14 protein-coding genes, 2 pseudogenes and 1 other annotated feature are annotated in these 22,690 nt (G+C 40.3%); of the genes and pseudogenes, 13 read left to right on the top strand and 3 right to left on the bottom strand.

Features of this window, described 5'->3' with window-relative positions; translation table 11 throughout:
• Nucleotides 1–192 precede the first annotated feature (192 nt).
• Nucleotides 193–1,911, top strand: coding sequence for an acetate--CoA ligase (acsA, locus tag RCG19_RS04015; RefSeq protein ID WP_308109763.1), 1,719 nt, complete (start codon nucleotides 193–195; stop codon nucleotides 1,909–1,911).
• A gap of 414 nt (nucleotides 1,912–2,325) precedes the next feature.
• Here acsA and RCG19_RS04010 read toward each other — a convergent pair whose 3' ends face one another.
• Nucleotides 2,326–5,079 (bottom strand): transglycosylase domain-containing protein, encoded by a 2,754-nt coding sequence (locus RCG19_RS04010; RefSeq protein WP_308109762.1) that lies wholly within the window; start codon nucleotides 5,077–5,079, stop codon nucleotides 2,326–2,328.
• Between the two features lie 147 nt (nucleotides 5,080–5,226).
• Nucleotides 5,227–5,445, top strand: a binding site (T-box leader).
• Nucleotides 5,446–5,488: 43 nt separating this feature from the next.
• Here RCG19_RS04010 and tyrS point away from each other — a divergent pair.
• The 5 genes from tyrS to RCG19_RS03985 all read left to right on the top strand — a co-directional run bounded on the left by tyrS (nucleotide 5,489) and on the right by RCG19_RS03985 (nucleotide 12,910).
• Nucleotides 5,489–6,745, top strand: coding sequence for a tyrosine--tRNA ligase (tyrS, locus tag RCG19_RS04005; protein ID WP_308109761.1), 1,257 nt, complete (start codon nucleotides 5,489–5,491; stop codon nucleotides 6,743–6,745).
• Between the two features lie 276 nt (nucleotides 6,746–7,021).
• Complete coding sequence (locus RCG19_RS04000; RefSeq protein ID WP_308109760.1) at nucleotides 7,022–7,258, top strand: heterocycloanthracin/sonorensin family bacteriocin; 237 nt, start codon at nucleotides 7,022–7,024, stop codon at nucleotides 7,256–7,258.
• 163 nt (nucleotides 7,259–7,421) lie between these two features.
• Nucleotides 7,422–9,368, top strand: a complete 1,947-nt coding sequence (locus tag RCG19_RS03995) for a putative thiazole-containing bacteriocin maturation protein (protein ID WP_308109759.1) — start codon at nucleotides 7,422–7,424, stop codon at nucleotides 9,366–9,368.
• Entirely contained in the window at nucleotides 9,368–11,305 is a 1,938-nt protein-coding gene (locus tag RCG19_RS03990) for a TOMM precursor leader peptide-binding protein (RefSeq protein ID WP_308109758.1), read from the top strand. Before RCG19_RS03995 ends, RCG19_RS03990 begins: the two co-directional genes overlap by 1 nt.
• 18 nt (nucleotides 11,306–11,323) lie before the next feature.
• Entirely contained in the window at nucleotides 11,324–12,910 is a 1,587-nt protein-coding gene (locus tag RCG19_RS03985; protein ID WP_308109757.1) for a SagB family peptide dehydrogenase, read from the top strand.
• 92 nt (nucleotides 12,911–13,002) lie between these two features.
• Here the strand turns inward: RCG19_RS03985 and rpsD are convergent, their stop codons facing one another.
• Entirely contained in the window at nucleotides 13,003–13,605 is a 603-nt protein-coding gene (rpsD, locus tag RCG19_RS03980) for a 30S ribosomal protein S4 (RefSeq protein ID WP_166239078.1), read from the bottom strand.
• 370 nt (nucleotides 13,606–13,975) lie between these two features.
• On the opposite strand from rpsD, the gene RCG19_RS03975 reads away from it, so the two are divergent.
• Nucleotides 13,976–15,415 (top strand): sensor domain-containing diguanylate cyclase, encoded by a 1,440-nt coding sequence (locus RCG19_RS03975; protein ID WP_308109756.1) that lies wholly within the window; start codon nucleotides 13,976–13,978, stop codon nucleotides 15,413–15,415.
• An 85-nt stretch (nucleotides 15,416–15,500) separates the two neighbouring features.
• Nucleotides 15,501–16,684 (top strand): annotated as a pseudogene (gene megL, locus RCG19_RS03970) (methionine gamma-lyase).
• A 27-nt stretch (nucleotides 16,685–16,711) separates the two neighbouring features.
• Here the strand turns inward: megL and RCG19_RS03965 are convergent.
• A complete protein-coding gene (locus RCG19_RS03965) occupies nucleotides 16,712–17,194 on the bottom strand; it encodes a GAF domain-containing protein (protein ID WP_308109755.1) in 483 nt (160 codons plus the stop codon).
• 145 nt (nucleotides 17,195–17,339) lie between these two features.
• Here RCG19_RS03965 and refZ point away from each other — a divergent pair, with 145 nt between their 5' ends.
• The 5 genes and pseudogenes from refZ to RCG19_RS03940 all read left to right on the top strand — a co-directional run bounded on the left by refZ (nucleotide 17,340) and on the right by RCG19_RS03940 (nucleotide 22,572).
• The gene (refZ, locus tag RCG19_RS03960; RefSeq protein WP_308109754.1) at nucleotides 17,340–17,972 is read left to right on the top strand and encodes a forespore capture DNA-binding protein RefZ; all 633 of its coding nucleotides are present in this window, start codon (nucleotides 17,340–17,342) and stop codon (nucleotides 17,970–17,972) included.
• 167 nt (nucleotides 17,973–18,139) lie between these two features.
• A complete protein-coding gene (gene ezrA / locus RCG19_RS03955; RefSeq protein WP_308109753.1) occupies nucleotides 18,140–19,828 on the top strand; it encodes a septation ring formation regulator EzrA in 1,689 nt (562 codons plus the stop codon).
• Between the two features lie 94 nt (nucleotides 19,829–19,922).
• Nucleotides 19,923–21,064 (top strand): annotated as a pseudogene (locus tag RCG19_RS03950) (cysteine desulfurase family protein).
• On the top strand, nucleotides 21,065–22,270 hold the full coding sequence (gene thiI, locus RCG19_RS03945) for a tRNA uracil 4-sulfurtransferase ThiI (RefSeq protein ID WP_308109752.1): 1,206 nt from the start codon (nucleotides 21,065–21,067) through the stop codon (nucleotides 22,268–22,270).
• A gap of 98 nt (nucleotides 22,271–22,368) precedes the next feature.
• Nucleotides 22,369–22,572: an alpha/beta-type small acid-soluble spore protein gene (locus tag RCG19_RS03940; RefSeq protein ID WP_166239095.1), complete on the top strand. Its 204-nt coding sequence runs from the start codon at nucleotides 22,369–22,371 to the stop codon at nucleotides 22,570–22,572.
• Nucleotides 22,573–22,690: the final 118 nt, after the last annotated feature.

Genomic DNA, 22,690 nt, shown 5'->3' with positions numbered 1-22,690 from the left:
CCTACCTGAGAGATCGTTAGTATTAATTCTATTATACATAAAATTTATCGATAGAAAGCGATTTCACAAAATTTTCTGCTTTATATAAAATTATTTTGTTAACAAAATTTTCTTAAATATTATTTTTAAAATTGTGAATACTTACTATTTGTACTATAATAATCTCATATTAGCAAAGAGGGGGAGATGGAAATGAAAGTGGAAGCGCTGCCAGTTGTGCAAGGGGAGCATAATCTGAGCAATTATGATGAAACATACAAGCATTTTGACTGGAAGGAAGCAGAAAAGGAATTCTCTTGGAGTGAAACAGGACTTGTTAATTTGGCCTATGAAGCCATTGACCGTCATACGAAAACCCACCGGAAAAATAAGATTGCCCTATACTATCGTGATGGCTCCCGAAATGAGAAATATACATTTAAGGAAATGAAAGAACTATCAAATAAGGCGGGAAATGTATTAAAGAGTTACGGGGATGTGGAAAAAGGCGATCGCGTTTTTATTTTCATGCCAAGGTCTCCGGAGCTTTATTTTACTGTTTTAGGTGCGATCAAACTCGGTGCCATCGTGGGGCCATTATTTGAAGCATTTATGGAAGGGGCTGTAAGAGACCGCCTTCAAGACAGTGAAGCAAAAGTCTTAGTGACGACGCCTGAATTGTTGGAACGTGTACCAGTTCATGAATTACCTGATTTGAAGCATATTTTTCTTATCGGAAAAAATGTCCAGGATCAAGGGCAGGTAATTGACTTTTTGGGGAAATTTGAATCGGCCAGCAAGGACCTCAAAATTGAATGGGTTGATCGGACAGATGGCCTAATCCTGCATTATACCTCCGGCTCTACAGGAAAACCAAAAGGGGTCTTGCATGTACATAATGCCATGATTCAGCATTATCAAACAGCAAAATGGGTTCTCGATTTAAAAGAAGACGATGTATATTGGTGCACAGCCGACCCAGGCTGGGTTACAGGGACATCCTATGGTATTTTTGGACCGTGGTTAACGGGAACGTCCAACGTCATTATTGGCGGCCGTTTCAGCCCTGAATCTTGGTACCAAATGATTGAAGATTTCGGAGTAACGGTTTGGTACAGTGCTCCTACCGCATTTCGGATGTTGATGGGTGCAGGGGATGAATTAGTAAAGAAATTCGATCTTAGCAGCCTTCGCCATGTATTAAGTGTAGGTGAGCCGTTAAACCCAGAAGTTGTTAAATGGGGATCAAAGGTATTTAATAAGCGCATTCATGATAACTGGTGGATGACAGAAACAGGCGCACAGCTTATTAGTAACTACCCATGTATGACGATCAAGCCAGGTTCAATGGGTAAACCAATTCCAGGTGTTGAGGCAGCCATTGTCGACAACCAGGGGAATGAGCTGCCTCCATATCGGATGGGGAATCTTGCCATTAAAAAAGGCTGGCCATCGATGATGTACACGATTTGGAATAATCCTGATAAATTTGAATCCTACTTCATGCCAGGTGACTGGTACGTATCCGGGGATTCTGCATACATGGATGAGGATGGCTATTTCTGGTTCCAGGGCAGGGTAGATGATGTTATTATGACATCAGGAGAGCGGGTTGGTCCATTTGAAGTGGAGAGTAAACTTGTCGAGCATCCGGCAGTAGCGGAAGCTGGGGTTATTGGTAAGCCAGACCCTGTCCGGGGCGAAATTATTAAAGCCTTTGTTGCCCTTCGAGATGGCTATGATGCTACGGATGAACTAAAAGAGGAAATCAGACAGTTTGTGAAAAAGGGACTCGCTGCCCACGCGGCACCAAGAGAAATCGATTTCCGTGATAAGCTGCCTAAAACACGAAGTGGGAAAATTATGAGACGTGTCTTGAAGGCTTGGGAACTAAACCTACCAACAGGCGACTTGTCTACAATGGAAGACTAATAAATAAAAAACCGCTGCGGAAAGTATTTAACGGATTTACTTGTGAGGTGCAAAACGATAAATCGCAGATTCAATCACATAAACGTCACAGTCAAAAAGGCTTAGAGATGCTACTATCTCTAAGCCTTTTTTGAATAAGCACCCATAAGTGGTACAAGTTCATTAGCCGCATGACTGCGAGTTAGAAAAATAAGAGGAGAAATTCCGCTTAATTAGGAAATAGCACTGAAAATAGCTAAAATAAACGGAGAAATTCCGACTATTGGCTCGAAAAATATCAAAATGAGGGATTTTGCTTGGCATAACCGGAAAAGCTCCGTTTATTTTGCCCTAAAACGTGTCCCATTCTGCATTTAGCCGGAAAAACTCCGCTTATTTGGTTGCACCCCTAAAGTATAGAAAGTTTTGTTCTGTTTAAGGTGTTGGTTGTTCAGTTTCTGTAACTGCCCCTATCGCAACATGATTCGATGGTGCGGATTCTTTGCCGGCAATATCGACGGCTGTGACATGATAGTCCCCGTTGCCTCCTGTAAAGGAAAGGCTAGAGCCGCTGACAATACTCGCTACCTTAGTGCCGCCTTGATAGACTCGATAACCGACAATGTCATTATCCGGTGACGACGTCCAGGTGATCGTATTACCGGAAACGGTAAGGCTTACTCCATCAGGACTTTTCCCGTTATCTACCATTTTAGCATCAGGAACGAGAATTTTCCCCCAACGATCTTTCTTTGGAATAAGTTGACTTGTGTTCCTAAAGTTCTTTCCGACCATTCGCGTAATAAAGTCAGGGTTTAAGATCACACCAAACTGGGAAAACTCTTGTGGTGTGGAATCCAGAGCCAAATATTTTTTCCCGTTAATGGTGACAAACTTGCTTTCCACCAAGCTATCATCAACTTTTTTAGGAACATCATTCACATTAAAATAATCACTTTCAACCAAACCTGCTTTTGAACAAGCTGAAGATGGCAACAAACCAGACACAGCGCAATAGGAACGTTTTACAATTCCTTCAGGCATTTGAAAGGTCTCTTTTGGAGCCACTAATTCCGGCTTAATGCTATAAGCAGAATTTAGTAATTCTGCCCAAAGGTTATTTGTCCGCTGGCTATAGGACATGCCGGAGGTCTTAAGGGATTTTGGTGTATCATATCCTGTCCAAATCCCGAACGTAACATTAGGGTTGGTTGCAACGAACCAAGAATCAATATATTCATTCCCTGTACCGGTTTTACCGGCCCAGTCGGCTCTGAAGTTTAATTTGCTGTTCACTCCCGCTGCAGTACCAGACTTAATAACATCACGCATCATGTCAAGTGTTAAATAAGCAGTTTGAGGCTTAAAGACATCAACCGGCTTCACTTCGTGCTGATAAACAACCTTTCCGTCTTTATCGACAATTTTATCTATCATATACGCGTCGATAAATTTCCCGTTGTTTGCAAATGTGCTAAATGCATTCGTATTTTCTTCAATTGTAACCCCGTTTTCCAACGAGCCGATGGCCGTAGATAGGTTTTCGAAATCCGGTTTAATAAGCGAAGTAAAGCCCATCTTCTCAAGATATTTAGCCGGTTGTTGATCAACGATATCCCTGTATAATTTTACTGCAGGAACGTTATATGATTTTGCCAATGCATAACGGGCAGAAACAATCCCGCTATACCTTAAATCGTAGTTTCGTGGCCAAGGTGTGCTTTTGCCTGGAGCCAAGCTTAATGCTACGTCTGGCAGAGGTGTTCCCGGTGCGGCTTTCCCCAATTCAATTGCTGGGCCGTAAACAAGCAGCGGCTTCATGGTGGAGCCGTTTTGTCTGACAGCACTTGTTGCATGGTTGAGCTTTTGTTTATCATAATCTCTACCGGCAACGAAGCTGATAATTTTTCCCGTCTTATTTTCAATCAGTTCTGCCCCAACCTCGACCGGCTCCATCACCGTAATTGTTTCTTTTGTTTCAGGATCCTCTTTTTGCTGGGCTTTATCAGGGCCATAGTTTTTATAATTATCCTTTACGACTTGCATGGCATCGAAAATATCTTTGTCAATAGTCGAATGAATTTGATACCCATTTTGATGCAGATCATGGGTAGCTAACGTTTTATATTTATAAAATAGAGTATCATCATTTTTTAGGTCCTTTTCAGTGTATCCGTCTTTTTCGGCAAGCACAGTGGTAAGAACCTCAACGGCACGCTTTTCAATTTCAAACGTAAGCCATGGATATTTTTCAAGCGGATTAGGGGCAGGCGGAGTAAAATCCTTTGTAATATCGTAAGCCGAAGCTTCTGCATATTGCTGTTGGTTGATGTACCCCCCATCAACCATTCTTTTCAATACGGTCTTCATTCGTGTCAGACCCGGCTCAAGATTATTCTTCACCGTACCTTCCCTTGTAAAAGGTGTATATCCAAACGGGCTTTGCGGAAGTCCGGCAATGAAAGCTGCTTGTGGCAGTGACAAATCACTAGCATTTTTCCCAAAGATCCCTTTTGCCGCTGCTTGCACACCGGCAATATTCTGACCGGAGGAATTTCTTCCAAACGTTGAAACATTTAGATAGGCCTCTAGAATTTCCTTTTTATCGAAAAATTTCTCTAACCGAAGCGCAAGTAGAATTTCATTTGCTTTCCGCTGGAATGAAACTTCATTTGTTAAAATTTGATTTTTAATTAATTGCTGGGTTAATGTACTTCCGCCAGATTGAACGGCAGAGTTTGTCACCTCTTGAAAGAGAGCACGGAAAACGGCCTTAGGAACAACCCCCTTATGCTGATAGAAGTATTCATCTTCAGTTGCAATTACAGCATTGGCCAAATCCTTCGAAACATGATCAAGCTTTACTTCTTCACGGACGAGGTCGGTTCGAAGCCTGCCAAGATAGACATCATTGGCAAAATATAAATCTGAGGTTTCCGTGTAATTATAAATATCTTTCTTCATACTATCGTATGAACGGATGGGTTCATCCTTAACAAGTGAGGCAAAATAGCCGGCACCCACCCCTGTTGCAAAGGATCCTCCAAGAATGAGGACAGTCAGCACAAGGAGAAACAGGTTCCAAAAAACCTGATAGGTGATTCTAGCACTTTTAACGGTTTTTCTATGGGTAATCAAGGTAAGTACGGATTTTGCTTTTTCCATCCACACTTGTATTCTTTCTTTCATTCAGGGCATCACCTCAATATAAAATCCCCTTCATTATAGCATACAGAAGGGTAAAAACTGACAACCTTCTACATTTTTCTGAAATTTCCAGTTGCTATTTGACAGAAGGGGGGAAATATGTTAAAAAAATGATAACAAAAAAATAATTTTGAAGCTGTGAAGGGAACCAACTGTAGTTCTTCTATCCCTGTTTGTAGAGAGTCAGCGGTGGTGAAAGCTGATACATATAGAAGAATGAATTACCTCCTTGAGCTTTTTCTGTGAAACCAATGGCGAGTAGCGGAAAACGGTCAAACCGTTATCTTTTTTAAGTTGGAGGAGTTTGTTCCTCAAGCTGGGTGGTACCGCGTATTTTACGTCCCTGCATGATTGCAGGGGCGTTTTTATTTTTTTAACGGAGGGATTTTGAATGAATTTTTTAGAGGATTTAGCTTGGAGAGGGATTATTTACCAACAGTCAGATGAAGAAGGACTAAAAGATGTTTTAAGTAACCAGAAAATCTCTTTATACTGCGGTGCAGATCCAACTGCAGACAGCTTGCATATTGGTCACTTGGTACCATTTTTAACGTTGAGAAGATTTCAGCAACATGGTCATCGCCCGATTGTATTAGTTGGTGGTGCAACAGGCTTAATTGGAGATCCTAGCGGAAAAAGTGAAGAGAGAAATCTGCAAACTTTAGAGAAGGTGCAGGAAAATGTTGCCGGCATCCAAAAGCAATTAGCAGCTATCTTTGATTTTGAGGGTGAAAATGGCGCTGTTATGGTGAATAACTATGATTGGGCAGGATCCATGGATATTGTTTCGTTTTTACGTGATATCGGTAAGCATATTGGGGTGAATTACATGCTTGCAAAAGATACTATTGCTTCCCGACTTGAAACAGGTATTTCCTTTACCGAATTTACCTACACCATTTTACAGGCGATGGATTTCAATCATTTGTATGAACATCATAATTGTAAATTACAAATTGGCGGCAGTGATCAATGGGGTAATATTACCTCAGGCTTGGAATTAATTCGAAAAATGCAGCCTGAAGGCGCAAAAGCATTTGGTTTAACGATTCCGCTTGTGACGAAAGCAGACGGGACAAAGTTTGGAAAGACAGAAGGCGGCGCCGTCTGGCTTGATCCAGAGAAGACAACACCTTACGAGTTCTACCAGTTCTGGATTAATACGGCTGATGCGGATGTTGTCAAATACCTTAAATTTTTCACTTTCTTATCACATGAAGAAATTGAGGAATTAGGAATGTCTGTTGAGGAAGAACCGCATCTTCGTAAAGCTCAAAAGGCGTTAGCAGAAGAGATGACACGATTAATTCATGGTGAGGAAGCATTACAGCAAGCGATTAAGATTTCGCAAGCTTTATTTAGCGGAAATGTTAAAGATCTATCCGCTGTGGAAATCAAACAAGGCTTTAAGGATGTTCCTTCCTTTCATGCACAAGAAGCAGAGGGTGATTTAGTTGATTTGCTCGTTTCAGCGAAAATTTCCTCATCTAAAAGGCAGGCACGTGAGGACATAACAAATGGTGCTGTTACCGTTAATGGTGAGAAGATCACAGATACAAATTATGTCCTTAATGTAAATGATCGGATTGAAGGGCAATTTACGATTATCAGAAGAGGAAAAAAGAAGTACACGTTAATTAAATATTAACTGAGTTTGGGCCCTTTGGATTTCCGGGGCCTTTTTTTGTTGTATAAAAGACATCGTATGTTTTTAAAACCTCCCTCAACTTGCCAATCCAGAAGGTGGATAGCGTATGTAAAATAGGCTATTAAATCAGTGGCAACAACCTAAAAAAATCATATTTTGTTGAAGAGAGCACTCGTGGTACTTTAAAGTTTAATTTACACAAAACTGACAAATTACCTTCGTTTCCACTCTCGTATTAGGTGCAACCTGTTGAATAAATACAAAGGGGAGGAAGAAATGCATAATTTTCAGAATGGTTTACAATCATTAGGAATGGATCATTACCAAGTTGGTCCAGTAGTTCCTATAGATCCTCAGAGCCAAGATATGCGGTTGATTGGATTTCGTTGCGGGGGCTGCGGATTTCGTTGTGGCGGCTGCGGTTTCCGATGTGGAGGTTGTGGCGGCTGCTTCGGTGGCGGCTGTTTCGGTTTCGGTTTCGGCTGTTTTGGATTCGGTATCGGTTTTATATAGTTGTCTTGGAGTCTCAGAAAATAATAGTTATGTTTCGAAAAAAGTGCCCCTGCGCGAACATGTGCGGCAGGAGGCACTTTTTTTTGTTTATTCTAATGGACAAATTAAAGGACATAAAATGGTAGGGGATCATTAGGATTGCTTTGAATGAAGGAGGAGTTGAATGACAAAACTTACCCCGTCCACACGTTTAAAGGTCAAAAGGGATTCATTTTACCTGCCAGATCCAAAAGGTGGTGTGTTTTTTAGAAATAATGTAAGTTCATTTCGAATGGAAGGACATACGATTTACCAATGGATTGAACAATTAATGCCGATGTTTAACGGGGAGAAATCACTGGGAGAATTAACAGAGGGATTAACGGCACCGTATCGCAACAGGGTATTTGAGATTGGTGAAACGTTGTACAAGAGTGGCTTTGTTCGCGATGTAAGCCAAGATAGGAAACATGATTTAAACCCAAAAGTGCTGGAAAAGTATGCTTCACAAATTGAATTTATCGAGAATTTTGTGGATTCCGGAGCGTACCGTTTTCAAGAATACCGTCAGACTAAAGTTCTGGTTATCGGTTCTGGACCGCTAATGGTTTCACTTTCTTCCGCATTAATTGAATCGGGACTTCCCAAATTCCATTTCATCTTAACTGACTCAGTCCCTACAAATCAATTGCGGATAAATGAGTTAGTACGCAATGCCTACAATGCTGACTCTGATGTAGAGGTTGAGCAAATACCATTTGAAAAAAGGGATGAAAGGAGTTTTTGGCAAGAGGCTTTGCTTCCGTATGATTGGATTCTATATGTCACACAGGATGGAAATGTAAAAGAACTAAAGGATCTGAATATGGTTTGCAAAGAGCAAAGGAAGACATTTTTGCCTGCCATATATTTAGACCATGTGGGGCTTGCTGGTCCATTGGTACACCCGGAATCAAAGGGGTGCTGGGAGTCCGCCTGGCGTCGAATCCATCAATCCTCCTTGCAAAGAGAGCGGCAGCCGCAATCTTACTCTACCACTACTGGATCCATTCTGGCCAATGTCACCGTATTCGAATTTTTTAAGAAGGCAACAGGAATTGCAGGATCAGATCAGGGTAATAAAATTTACAAACTCGATCTCGAAACGCTGGAGGGAGACTGGATTTCATACATCAAACATCCATTGGTGACAAATAAAAGGGTCTCGCCCAGACTAGTGGAAGATCTCGATGTAAGGATAGAGCAAGAAAAGAGTAAAAATGAATCCTCACGTAACTTCTTGGAATACTTCAATCTATTAACATCTGAAGAAACAGGAATTTTCCATACCTGGGAGGAGCGAGACTTGAAACAGCTCCCTCTTTCGCAGTGCTATGTTCAAGCGGTTAATCCAGTCTCAGAGGGACCAGCAGATCTCCTGCCAGAGGTTATCTGTTCGGGTCTTACACATGAGGAGGCAAGGCGGGAAGCGGGGCTGACTGGCATTGAAATGTATGTTTCACAATTGTTCAAGGCATGTTGTAAACCAATTGATATGGCTGGTGAAAACATTTCAAGGGGCATGATAGGAATTGGTGCAGGAGAAATAGTCGAAGAGGCAGTTTGCCGCGGTTTACAATCTTATTTAGTGGAAGAATTGAGAAATAAAAAGGTGGATCCATTGGTTCCTGTTTTTCGCGTACAATTAGGAGAAATTGAAGATCAACACTGTAGATATTATTTAAAAACCTTAACAACCCTAAATGGTGCACCGACCATCGGTTTAGAAAATGAAATACTAGGTTTCCCTGTAATATGGGTAAAGTCGCAAGGACGAAAATACACTGGTACAGGTTTAAATACAACTTTGGCTTTACGAATGGCATTACAACAAGCGCTTTCGGATAAACAAAATCAGCTGCATGCAACCGAAAGGATAACGGAATCAGCTGTTTTTCTGAAAGAAAAAGAATTTAAACTCGGAATCCCATCTTGTGAAGAAATCACACAGTTTGAGCTCTTGCAATCTTCTATTCAGGTATTGAACGACAACAATAAACGCCTTCTCGTTTATGATCTGACATTCGAGCCTTTTTTAAAACAGGAATTGGCTGGGGTGTATGGTGTGAAGGTTCGAGAGGAGGACTCCTGATGGACGCCCATATTCTCATTAATGGAGATGGTTTATTAGCGGACTATGTCTTTGATCATCTGTCTGGTAATCATCCCGTTAGGCGTCAAAGCCTATTTGAAGAGGTTCCGGAAGAAACAGAAATAGCTCTGGTTCTGCACGATGACTGGAAGCCAGCCATCTATCAAAAAGCAGAAGAAAAATATAGGAAAAAAGGTATCCCGTGGCTTAGGGGTTTTGTTTCATTTGGGGAAGGAATTATTGGTCCTTTTGTACACCCTGATAGTGCAGGCTGTTCTTGCTGCGCAGATATTCGGCGCTTGATAGCTGGATCTAATCGGAAAGAAATGTGGCAGTTGCAGCTAAGGATGGCAGAAGGCAAAAGTGGAAATCGAGATGCATGGGCATCAAGAACAGGTCTATCACAAATGGCATCTTTAATTTGTAAGGAAGTGGATAGGGTTCTTCAAAGGGAGCCCAGCCATTTAGAAGAACGAGTTTTCATTTTGAACCTGAGAACGTTAACCAATTCTATTCACCTTTTCTTACCAGATCCCTTGTGCCCGATTTGCAGTCCATTACCTGATGATACAGTAGAATTAGCTCAAATTAAGTTAGAATCTAGTCCTAAATTTAATGGAAGTGGTTATCGCAGCCTTTCTATGGATGAATTTAAAACAGTACTGGTCAAGGACTATCTGGATTACCGAACTGGTGTCATGAATGGAAAAATGCAGGATTTCACGCTGCCATTTGCTGATGTTTTAGTGAACATGCCATTATTTGAAGTGGACGAGGGAGTTGCGGGCCGGTCTAACTCCTATGAAATGAGTGAGCTGACTGCCATTTTAGAGGGACTGGAACGATATTGCGGGATCGGTCCTCGAGGAAAAAGGAAAGTAGTTCGTGATAGTTATCATAATGTAAAGCAAAATGCACTAAATCCTGCAAGTGTTGGTTTGCATGAAAAGGAACAATATGCCACGCCCCATTTTCCATTTAAACCGTTTCATCCTGATGTCCCAATGAATTGGGTTTGGGGATATTCGTTTTCTCAAGAACGTCCCATACTTGTACCAGAGTTACTCGCTTATTACAGTCTGGGGAATGGTGAGGGATTTGTTTATGAAACCTCCAATGGATGTGCCTTAGGGGGAAGTTTAGAAGAAGCTATTTTCCATGCCATACTGGAAGTTGTCGAGCGAGATTCATTCTTGATAACTTGGTATGCAAAACTCCCCCTACCGCGTCTTGACATTCGTTCGGTGAACGATAAAGAATTACAGCTGATGATTGAGCGGATACGAGAAGTGGCGGGATATGACCTTCATATTTTCAATTCGACAATGGAACATGGAATTCCAAGCGTGTGGGCAGTGGCAAAGAACAGAAGATCAAAGGGTGTAAATCTCATTTGTGCAGCTGGTGCTAGCCTTGATCCAGTATCGGCTGTAAAAAGTGCTATTTACGAGCTTGCAGGAATGATGGTGCATGACGAAAAATTGGAGGCAAACCAGCAGAAATATCAACAAATGTTACAGAATTCCTTTGCCGTACGCAGCATGGAGGATCATGGTTTGCTCTATGGGCTGCGAGAAGCAGAGGAACGGCTGAATTTTTTATTAGATGATCAACGTCCGTTATATACATTTGCGGAAGAATTCAAGGAACCGCCCGCAAACACTGATTTGCTTGAAGATCTTCAGGATATTCTTCAAAGGTTCCGCCGATTAGATCTTGAGGTCATTGTGGTGGACCAAACGTCACCGATAACCAAACGGAATGGATTATTCTGTGTGAAAGTATTAATCCCGGGTATGTTGCCGATGACATTCGGACATCACCTAACTCGTGTAAAAGGACTGGAGAGGGTCCTTAGCGTGCCAATGAAACTTGGATTTATGAAACAGCCTTTATCGTATGAACAGCTTAATCCCTATCCCCACCCATTCCCATAATAGAAAAGAGGTGTAAGAGTGGAGCTTGAAACATTTGTCCATCATCTGCACTTTAATACGGAAAAAGTTGCTCCTCCAGATTGGCAAGTGGACTGGGAGGATGCACCGCTTCCATTTAAACTGTACCGGGACTTACCAGAGATTCCACTAAGTGCAGATGTACCGTTAACACTGGCCAAAGGGAAGGTTCAAACGGAACTGGGTCTTAAGGAACTAGGGCATTTCTTATGGTATGTATACGGTATTTCTCAGTACGCCCATACCGCTTTAATCGAAGACAACAAGAAAACAGCCGATATGAGCTATGCCCAGTTATTCCGTAGATTTGTTCCCTCAGGAGGGGCATTATATCCAAATGAATTATATGTGTATGTAAAGCTGAAGGATGCACCAGTAGGAATTTACCATTACGATGCGGCTCACCACCGCCTCCTATTACTGCGGGAAGGAAATTACGATTCCTACTTATCAAGAAGTCTTGGAAATAGCTATGATCTTTCTGAAAGTTTTTGTACTGTTTTTGTCACGACATTTTTTTGGAAGAACTTTTACAAATACAATAATTTTTCCTACAGGCTCCAAGGGCTTGATGCAGGTGTGCTAATAGGGCAAGCTTTAGAAGTGGCCAACGCGATGGGGGTTTCGCCACAGGTATGCTACCAATTTCTCGATAAGTCTATTAATCATCTGCTTGGGCTGTCTGATCAGGATGAAAGTGTATATGCGGTTATTCCTTTATCTGTTAATCCAAACATCTATCGTGCAGATAACCAATATACTAAACTGGAAGGTGTTTCTGCCACTGAATTGTGCCGGGAAGTGCCACTGTTGGAGCCTTTTTCCGATAACCGCTCAAAGAGGGTTATCGATTATCCTAGTATAAGAAAATTAAATGGAGCATCCATGTTTGAAACAACAGAGTCAATTGTGAAGATAAAGAAAGAAAGTAATGTGAAACATTCCTTAGATTCGGAAATAATTTTTCTTCCCTTCGCTGAGCACTTTTCATACGATCTTGCATCCATTTTTAGAGAGCGGCATTCTCCAGATCTTGATTTTATTATCGGAAGTGTGAGTCTATTACAACTTTCCGTTTTGTTAAAAGAAACATTTTCCTTCTCGTATCATAGTGACCTTGACGACAGACAGGGGGGGATTGAGAACCGTGTTTCGTTAAATGGCTGTTTTTATAATGTGGAAGGAGTTCCAAACGGTGCCTACGCGTATGACAAAAGCGCTCATGCACTTCGAAGAATAGCTCGGGGGGATTTTCGGGAGTATTTACAAAATGGATTAACAATGCCCAATGTAAATCTGTTCCAAGTTCCACTAGTACTGCATGTCATTGGAGACCGGGAACACCTCAAAAAGGAATTGGGATATAGAGGATATCGCATTCAACAAATGGAAGCAGGCATACTCTTGCAACGATTGCTTTTGGTATCGTGTGCATTAGGAATGGGAGGACATCCGTTATTAGGATTTGACGTGAACCCATGTGATGAACTTTACGGGATTGATTCGAAAGAAAAAACAAGCTTGATCCAAATCCCGGTCGGTCCCTATCGTCCCCGCGCCTGGTTAAAAGGAAGGCTGCATACCTAGGAGAGCCAAATGTAAGCAAAGAAAAACCCTAGAAACCGTGTTAAAACGCAGTTTCTAGGGTTTTTGAAATTACTCTTTAGGAAACAAATCAATTAACGTGAGTAGAACTCAACGATGAATGTTTCGTTAATTTCAGCAGCAAGTTCAGAACGCTCTGGTAAGCGAGTGAATGTACCTTCTAATTTGTCTGCATCAAATGTTAAGTAATCAGGAATGAAGTTAGTTACTTCGATTGCTTCTTTGATGACGTCAAGGTTGCGTGATTTTTCACGAACGCTGATTGTTTGACCAGGAGCTACGCGGTATGATGGGATATCTACGCGAGAACCATCAACCATAATGTGTCCGTGGTTAACTAATTGACGTGCTGCACGACGAGTGCGAGCAAGACCTAAACGGTAAACAAGGTTGTCAAGGCGTGATTCAAGAAGAATCATGAAGTTTTCGCCGTGAACGCCGCTCATTTTGCCAGCTTTTACAAACAAGTTACGGAATTGGCGCTCATTTACACCATACATATGACGAAGCTTTTGCTTCTCTTGTAATTGCAATCCGTATTCAGAAAGCTTTTTGCGTTGGTTTGGACCATGTTGTCCAGGAGCGTAAGGACGCTTTTCTAATTCTTTACCTGTGCCGCTTAGAGAGATTCCAAGACGACGGGATATTTTCCAGCTAGAGCCAGTATAACGAGCCATGAATGACTCCTCCTTCGTGTTTTTATTTTGGTAAAATAAAAACCGTTAAGAAACACAATAATAGTCATTTTGTTTTCATGCACCATCGCCCTAGCAGCGGAGGGTTACTCGATGCACCATCACAAAGGTGTGAGGAACAAAATGAGCCAGTTAAGTTTATTCTTATAGGCTGCAATATTTTACACAAAGAGTATTATATAATTTTTATTCCTTAATAGTCAAGTTTATTTGTACTAAACAATGATAAGTGTTAAAAAACATTTTATAAAAAAATAATAAATTATTCAAAAAAATATAACAAAAGTATCCCAATATTATCTATAATTAGGTTACGATGTATATATATGGAATTAAAAATAGGTGAGATGAAATGTTCGATCTTGAAGGAGATTTACTATTGGATGTTGTGAAATATAAAAAATTATTTCAAATAACGGAAAGACTTCATTCATTCCTTGATGTAGATGTCTTATTAGGGGAATTATTTATTGTACTAAAAGAAATTTATCCCAATTTCTCATATCAATTACTTCTTTCAATGGATACATATAGCCATAATGACCTTCCTATTATTGACCTTGAATACGATGGTGAAAATATTGCCGCCATACAGGCATTTGAATCCGGCGCTGTTCAATTTGAGAGTACTCAAACGGGACATGCCGTCCTTTATGCACCCCTAAAAGGGAAGCGGGAGATCTATGGGGTCCTACAGGTGATTGCACCTCTTACAAAGGGATTTCCTATATACGATGTAGAGTTTATGGCATTATTATCGAGCTGTGCGGGAGGAGCGTTGGAAAACGCTCAGTTATATCAACTATCACTACGAACTATTTCTGACCTGCAATTAATAAACGAAACCTCACACCAACTAAATTCTAACCGGCCGATGGCTGAGACTTTTGAATTTATGTCTACACAAATTAAGGCATCTTTTGAAGCGAACGAGGTTGGTTTTTTTCTATTTTCCCAAAAACAAACAAAAGCAAAAATACTTCCAGGGTCAACCCCCTACTTTTTCACAAGGCAGGCCCGAGTCTATGTAAACCACATAATAGAAAAGTTGCAAAAGGAAAACGAACCGCTTTTTATAGGGGATTTTACTCTTCCAGAAAAAAATCATGGAACAAGCTTTCATTCTATTATGGCTGTACCAGTAGTTGTCGGCGAAAGATTAAGAGGCTTTTGCATGATCATGCATCATTGTCCATATTTCTTTACCTTTGAGTCTTTTACGCTTCTTCAGTCGCTGGTGCACCATACTTCATTAGCGTTAACCAACTCCATGCTGAGAGAAGAATTAAAAATAATGGTTACCACTGACCATTTGACAAAACTTCATTCGCGAAAATTTTTGGATGAAAAAATTCAGTGTTCCATGAAGAACGACGAGGAAGGTACCTTTATTTTGCTGGATATTGATAATTTTAAAGAAATAAATGATACATATGGACATCAGATTGGTGATGAAGTGTTAATACAAGTCGCCAATCTTATAAGGGGAAACATGCGCGAACATGATATTGGTGCCCGTTGGGGTGGCGAAGAGCTCGCCATTTATCTTCCTAAAGTTCCTTTAGATACAGGAGCAGCAATAGCGTGTCGGTTGGTAAAAAAAGTTGCAAAACGTTCTAAGCCTCATATTACAGTTTCATGTGGCGTTTCTTATTGGAATAAAGAGAGTAAAGATTCCTATCAATCCTTATTTAAAAGGGCTGATGAGGCGTTATATACGGCAAAAGAAACCGGAAAGAACAAAGTTGTAATAGAAGGCAATCATAGTAGGGTAAATGAGGCACTCATTTAACTGGGTGCCCTACCGATATTACTGCCAAATACATAATCTATAGCAATATTGAAAACGCTTTCAAGAAAAGACAGGAGGGACCACTTTGGAAGAAAACAACTCAAGGTTTGAAACAAAGGCTATTCACGCGGGATACGAGGCCGAGAAACATCAAGGTAGTTTAGTTCCGCCATTGTATCAAACATCAACCTTTACCTTTGCCAATGCGGAACAAGGAGAAAATAGGTTTGCCGGGAGGGAAGAGGGTTACATTTATTCACGGTTAAGTAATCCAACAGTAAAAGTATTGGAAGACAGGGTGGCAGCATTAGAAAACGGTGAGGCGGCCTTAGCTTTTTCTTCGGGAATGGAGCAGTTAGTGCGGTGTTATTGACATTAACTAAGACAGGCGATCATATCCTTTGTTCACAAGGCGTGTATGGTTGTACCTTTGGATTGCTTGAACTTTTAAAGGAAAAGTATGGGATTAGTCATGACTTTTCCTTGATGGATTCAATGGAAACAGTAGAAAATGCAATTCTGGCAAATACAGCGTGTATCTACATCGAAACCCCGATTAACCCAACAATGAAGCTTGTAGATCTTGAAATGGTCGCAAGAATAGCAACTAAAAAGGGAATACCCGTTGTTGTTGACAATACCTTTTGTTCACCTTATTTACAAACCCCTCTCACATGGGGCTGTGACATCGTCATTCATAGCGCGACGAAATATATTTGTGGCCATGGGGATGTCATTGCCGGATTAGTGATCGCGAAGAAGGAATTTATCCGGCATGTAGCACGAACGACGCAAAAAGACATCGGCGGGATCATCTCACCCTTCGATGCCTGGCTGCTCCTAAGAGGAATAAAAACTCTTCCGGTGAGGATGGATCGTCACGCAGAAAATGCAAGCCGAATATTTGGATTTTTAAAACATCATCCAAAAATTGAGGATGTTTATTATCCCGGCGATCCCGAAAACAAGGATTATGTGATTATGAAAAAACAAATGAAAACCCCGGGCGGACTCATCGCATTTTCGATAAAAGGAACAAAGGAAACAGCGCAAAAATTTATGAATCAATTGCAATTGATAAAAATAGCCGTTAGTCTTGGTGATGCTGAAACGTTAATCCAGCACCCGGCAACCATGACCCATGCGGTTGTGCCCGAGAAAGAACGACAAAAAATGGGGATTGAAAATACCTTGCTGCGTCTCTCTGTTGGTCTGGAGGCTTGGGAAGATATTAAGGAAGATTTAGAACAGGCATTTCAAAAAATTTAAAGAAAACTCGCCAGCGTGGCGAGTTTTTTAGATATGTTCCATTAATACGGCAACAAATTCTTCCAGTTTTTCTTGGTCAAGTTCGTCAAAGCGGTCTGTTTCGGGAGAATCAATATCTAAGACCCCGATTAATTGATCCCCTTTGAGAAGTGGAATGACAATTTCTGATTGTGATGCGGAATCGCAAGCAATATGGCCGGGAAATTGATTAACGTCCATCACACGGATCGTTTCCCTTTTCAAGGCTGCTGTGCCGCACACTCCTTTACCAAGGGGAATCCGGATACAGGCAGGTAATCCTTGAAATGGTCCAAGCACAAGTTCCCCATTGGTATCCATGAAGTAAAATCCAACCCAGTTAACACGGTCGAGAAATTGGTTTAATAGTGCAGAGGCGTTACTAAGATTTGCAATTTGATTTGGCTCATCATGAAGCAGGGCCTGTAGCTGTTTTTTTACAAGTTCATAATTTTCTTCACGACTGCCAGTATACATTTCGACGTTAAACAAGTATTTTCACCTTTTTCCTTTACGATTTACTATTCATTTTATCAAAATAAAAAGAAAAAGAGCAGACTTTGTCGATATTTTCATAAAGGAAACAATTGTGACATCAAGAATCATTATATAAGGGGATCCTGAAGGGGGAGAAGGAATGAAGAAAAATGCAAAAGATGCGATTGTGAAGGCTGCAATATCGTTGTTTAATACAAATGGGTATTCAGGAACATCTATTAGGGATATTGCTACTCTCGCAAAAGTTAATACTGCAGCGATAGCATATCACTTCCATAATAAACCAGGTCTCTTGGAATATTGTTTTATGCATTTTTTTGAACAGTACATGAGTAAAATTGAGGGGGCCTATGCATCCATTGATCGCGGCGCTAAGGAGTGCTTGAAGAAGATTGCAGCTGATCTGCTCCATTTTCAATCTGAAAATATCCAACTCACAAGTTTTGTTTATCGAGAAATGTCCATGGATTCCCAAGTGGTGAGGGAAATCATGTCGACTTATTCACTTAAAGAAAAATACTATTTCCAGCAGATTTTTGAAAGAGGCTTTGAGTGGAATGAATTTCGTCCCCATTCGATTCCTTATTTAATCATCCAACTAAAAAGTTTTTTGATGATGCCATATATGAATAATCACTATATGCGGGAGGTATTGTACATCTTTCCAAATGAACCATTTTTTGAACAAAAATATTTAAAGGATATTCATTTTTGGATTGATAAAACATTATGCTCAGATCTGTCCATTAAAAAGGGCGCAATCATTAAATAGCGGAAATCGCTATTTTTTTTCTTTTTACAAAAAAATTGAAAATTATAGTCAAAAATTGTCGTTTACATGGTATCATAAAAGCATTGAATAGAACAGGAAGAGATTTATTAATATAGATGTGTTACTGAATCAGGAGAATCATGTTGTTTGAATTAGGGGGCTTACTTGTGAAATATTTCATTGGATTTTTCATCCTATTACTGGCCTTGTTTCTAGTAGGATATTTAATAAAGAAAAAGTACTTTAAAGAAATGGATCGATTGGAAGCATGGAAAATTGATTTATTAAATCGACCAATACCAGATGAAATGTCCAAGGTAAAGCAATTAAATATGACTGGACAAACAGAAGAGCTTTTCGAGGGTTGGCGGAGCGAGTGGGATGACGTAGTAACAGTAAAGCTCCCGAACTTAGAGGAAATGCTATTTGATGCGGAGGAATACATTGACAAGTACCGATTCAAAAAAGCTAAAGAGGTTCAACAAGCAATTGATTTAAGATTGCAAGAAACTGAGAATCAGATAAAAAAGATTTTGGAAGAGCTACATGAGCTAGTTGGCAGTGAAGAAAAAAATAGACTAGAAATAGAGGAGTTAAAAGAATTATATCGAGAAGCGAAGAAAACGCTGCTTGCTCACCGGCATAGCTTTGGTATTGCTGAAAAGCATTTAGAAATGAAGCTTAATGAAACGGCACAAAAGTTTCAGGAATTCGATGAGAAAACGGAACTTGGCAATTACCTCGAGGCAAGAGAAGTGGTTTTACAGATGCAAGGTCAGCTTGGAACCATAAAACAGCATATGGATGTCATTCCACAGCTGCTAATTGAGTGTCACTCATTGCTTCCAAATCAACTTTCCGACTGTATAGAAGGACAACGAGAAATGGTGGAGCAGGAATATTATTTGGAACATATTAATGTTGGGCAGGAAATTAAACGCCTGGAGGAAAAACTGGCTGAAAACCTGGCATTCATTGAAGCGATTGAAATTGATAAAGCTGAAGAAGGTGTAAAAGAAGTAAAAGATCGAATCGACATTCTTTTTGACCTTTTAGAGAAGGAAGTACATGCCAAGCATTACGTGCAGAAAAATGAAAAGGCAGCCTATGAACTACTAGTTTCGGCACAAAGAGAAAATGAGCTTCTTTCCAATGAGATGCTGCAGGTACAGCAAAGTTATCAAATATCGGATAGTGACCTTGAAACACAGAGGGAGCTTGAAAAGGAACTTGCGGCTGTTTATAAGCACTATGAAATTTTGGTTGAAAAGTTAAAACTAAACGGAACTGCGCAAACCGTACTCAGTGAAGAATTAAGTGATATTAAAGATCAACTCGATGTCATCCTTGAGGGGCAGCAGTTATTTGCCGTTAAACTCCAGGCACTTAGGAAAGATGAACTTGAAGCAAGAAAAAAAATCATGGAACTAACGAAAAGGGTTGGCGATACTGTCCGTCTTGTGAAGAAAAATAATGTACCGGGAGTGCCCGCAGATTATCATTATTTATTCGAAGATACGAACGAAAGCATTCAAAATGTTCGTTATCAGCTTGAAGAAAAGCCGCTTAATGTTTCCGCCCTTAATCAGTATTTGGAAGTCGCTGTTTTAACTGTTGAGAAACTTGTTAATACAACCTATGAATTAATAGAAAATGTGACGCTAGCTGAAAGAGCCATTCAGTATGGAAATCGATATAGAAGTCAGTATCCATCTATTGCCAAAGGATTAACTGATGCAGAAATGGCATTTAGGCACTACGATTATCAAGAGGCATTGGAGCAAGTTGCCGCGTCACTTGAAGGAATAGACCCAGAAGCTTTGAAAAAAATAAAAGCAACTATTGTAACCGAATAGATAAAACCGATTCGACCCTTAATGGTCAAATCGGTTTTTCTTTTTAAATTGATGATCTTTATGATAAGATTTACATTTGTACGGAGGAGATAAGATGATTTATTTTGATAATAGTGCAACGACTAAACCATATAAAGAAGTATTAGATTCCTTTTTAACAGTTTCAAGTGAATATTATGGAAATCCATCCTCACTTCACAGTATGGGGGGCAGGCTGAGAAGCTATTATCGCAAGCGAGGGAACAGGTGGCAAAACTTTTAAAGGTAAAAGCCACTGAAATTTATTTTACCTCGGGTGGGACAGAGAGTAACAACATTGCGATAAAAGGTGCTGCATTCATGAACCGAAATAAAGGCCGCCATATCATAACATCCAGTATTGAACATGCCTCGGTACGTGCTGCCATGGAACAGCTTGAGCAGGAGGGTTTTGAAATTACCTATCTGCCGGTTGACGAAAATGGTAGAATTCGTGTTGAGTATGTCGAAAAGGCTATCCGAAAAGATACTATTTTAATTTCCATCATGCAGGTGAACAATGAAGTAGGGACTGTTCAGCCGATTAAAGAAATTGGGGAACTGGTCAAAAATCATCCAACACTATTATTTCATGTTGATAATGTCCAGGGAATTGGAAAAGTTCCCTTGTCACTATATAGCAGCAATGTGGATCTTTGTTCGCTTTCTGCGCATAAGTTTCATGGGTTAAAAGGGACAGGTGCCTTGTTTATACGTGAAGGGGCAAAAATTACTCCCTTATTTTCAGGCGGTGATCAAGAACGAAAGATGCGCAGCGGTACTGAAAATGTTGCTGGGTTTGTGGCAATGGCAAAAGCCCTAAGAATGACAATGGATAAAAGTGATACGGGGATTAAAAAAATGGAAAAAATTCAGTCGATCCTAAGAGCAGGGCTTTCCGAAATAGAAGGTGTTGTCATCCATACACCTATTGAAAATTCAGCGCCCCATATCGTTAACTTTTCCCTTGCCGGAATGAAATCGGAAGTGTTTATCCATGCTCTTGAGCAGCTAGGGGTATTTGTTTCGACGACTAGTGCCTGTTCTTCCAAAAGGAAGTCACCAAGTAAAACACTGCTGGCTATGGGTGTTCCCGAAAGTTTAGCTGAAAGTGCAATCAGGATTAGCCTTTCTTTCGAAAATACGGAAGAGGAAGCAAAAACGGTAATCTTAGCAATGAAAAATACAGCAAACCAATTAAGAAAGGTTATGGAATAAATGAAATATGATCGTATACTTATACGCTATGGGGAGATTTCAACAAAGGGCCGAAATCGCAATAAATTTGTTGATAAACTTAGAAAAAGCGTCAGAATTGCCCTCGCTCCCTTCCCAAAAGTTAAAATCGAATCAAGTCGTGATCGGATGTATGTCTTATTAAATGGTGAAGATGGGATAGAAATTATCGAAAAATTAAAGAATATATTTGGGATTCAATCCTTCAGTCCCGCCATCAAGGTGGAAAGGAATGTTGAGGTATTAAAACAAGCCTCACTAGATTTAGTCTCATCTCTTTACATGGAAGGGCAGACCTTCAAAATTACGCCAAAACGATCGGATAAATCGTTTGAATTAAATACAGACGGAATTAATCACACAATTGGCGGTCATTTGCTTCAATCCATTCCAGGACTTAAAGTAGACGTGAGGAACCCTGATATCAATTTACGAATTGAGGTCAGAAAGGAAGCTATTTATCTTTCATGTGAAACCATTCAAGGTGCTGGCGGTCTTCCTATGGGTTCAAGTGGAAAGGCGATGCTCATGTTATCTGGTGGGATTGACAGCCCTGTAGCCGGATATTTAGCCATGAAGCGGGGATTAGAAATTGAAGCCGTCCATTTCTTCAGTCCACCATTCACAAGTGAGCGTTCAAAGGAAAAAGTGATCGATTTATCACGGAAGCTTGCTGAGATTTACGGTGCGATTACCCTTCATATCGTGCCCTTTACAGCTATTCAACAGGCGATTCGTGAGCAAATTCCAGAGAATTACTCCATGACATCGACAAGAAGAATGATGCTTCGAATTACTGAGGGAATTAGACAAAAGCGTGAAGGTCTGGCTATTATTACCGGTGAAAGCCTTGGACAAGTAGCCAGCCAAACGGTAGAAAGTATGTTCGCGATTAATGAAGTGACAAATACACCAATTTTACGTCCTTTGATTACGATGGATAAAACGGATATTATTAAACTTGCCGAGGAGATCGATACCTTGGAAATTTCTAATCGGCCGTTTGAAGATTGCTGTACGATTTTTGTGCCATCTTCTCCGAAAACCAAGCCGAAAAGGGAAAAAGTACAACATTTTGAAAGCTTTTTTGATTTTGAACCAATGATTCAAGTTGCCATCAATGAAGTGGAGACTATCGTTATTAAACCAGTTGACGACAAGCATACAGAATTTCAATCATTATTTTAAAAGCAGAATTTGAATTTTTTGTGAACAATTACCAAATGGATTATAGAATGAAGCTTATAAGATTTACACATTCTATACTCACAAGGAGGTGATATCACATGGCAAGCAACAATTCAAATCAATTATTAGTTCCTGGTGTGGAACAAGCTCTTGACCAAATGAAATTTGAAATTGCAAACGAATTTGGTGTAAACCTTGGAGCAGATACTACTTCACGTGCTAACGGTTCCGTTGGTGGTGAAATCACAAAACGTCTAGTAGCAATGGCTGAACAACAATTAGGCGGCGGATTCTCTCGTTAATCAAAAATAAATACAATGGCTACAGAGAGTGTGGAGGATAACTCCCGCTCTCTTTTTTATTTTCACTTTTAGATAATAGGTTTATAATTAGCATCAGGTACTAGGACTAAATAAAAAT

It is taken from the genome of Neobacillus sp. OS1-2 (genome assembly GCF_030915505.1).
Taxonomy (GTDB): Bacteria; Bacillota; Bacilli; order Bacillales; family Cytobacillaceae; genus Neobacillus.
Note: the sequence above shows the minus strand (reverse complement) of the source record. Positions and strands in the feature narration are given on the sequence as shown.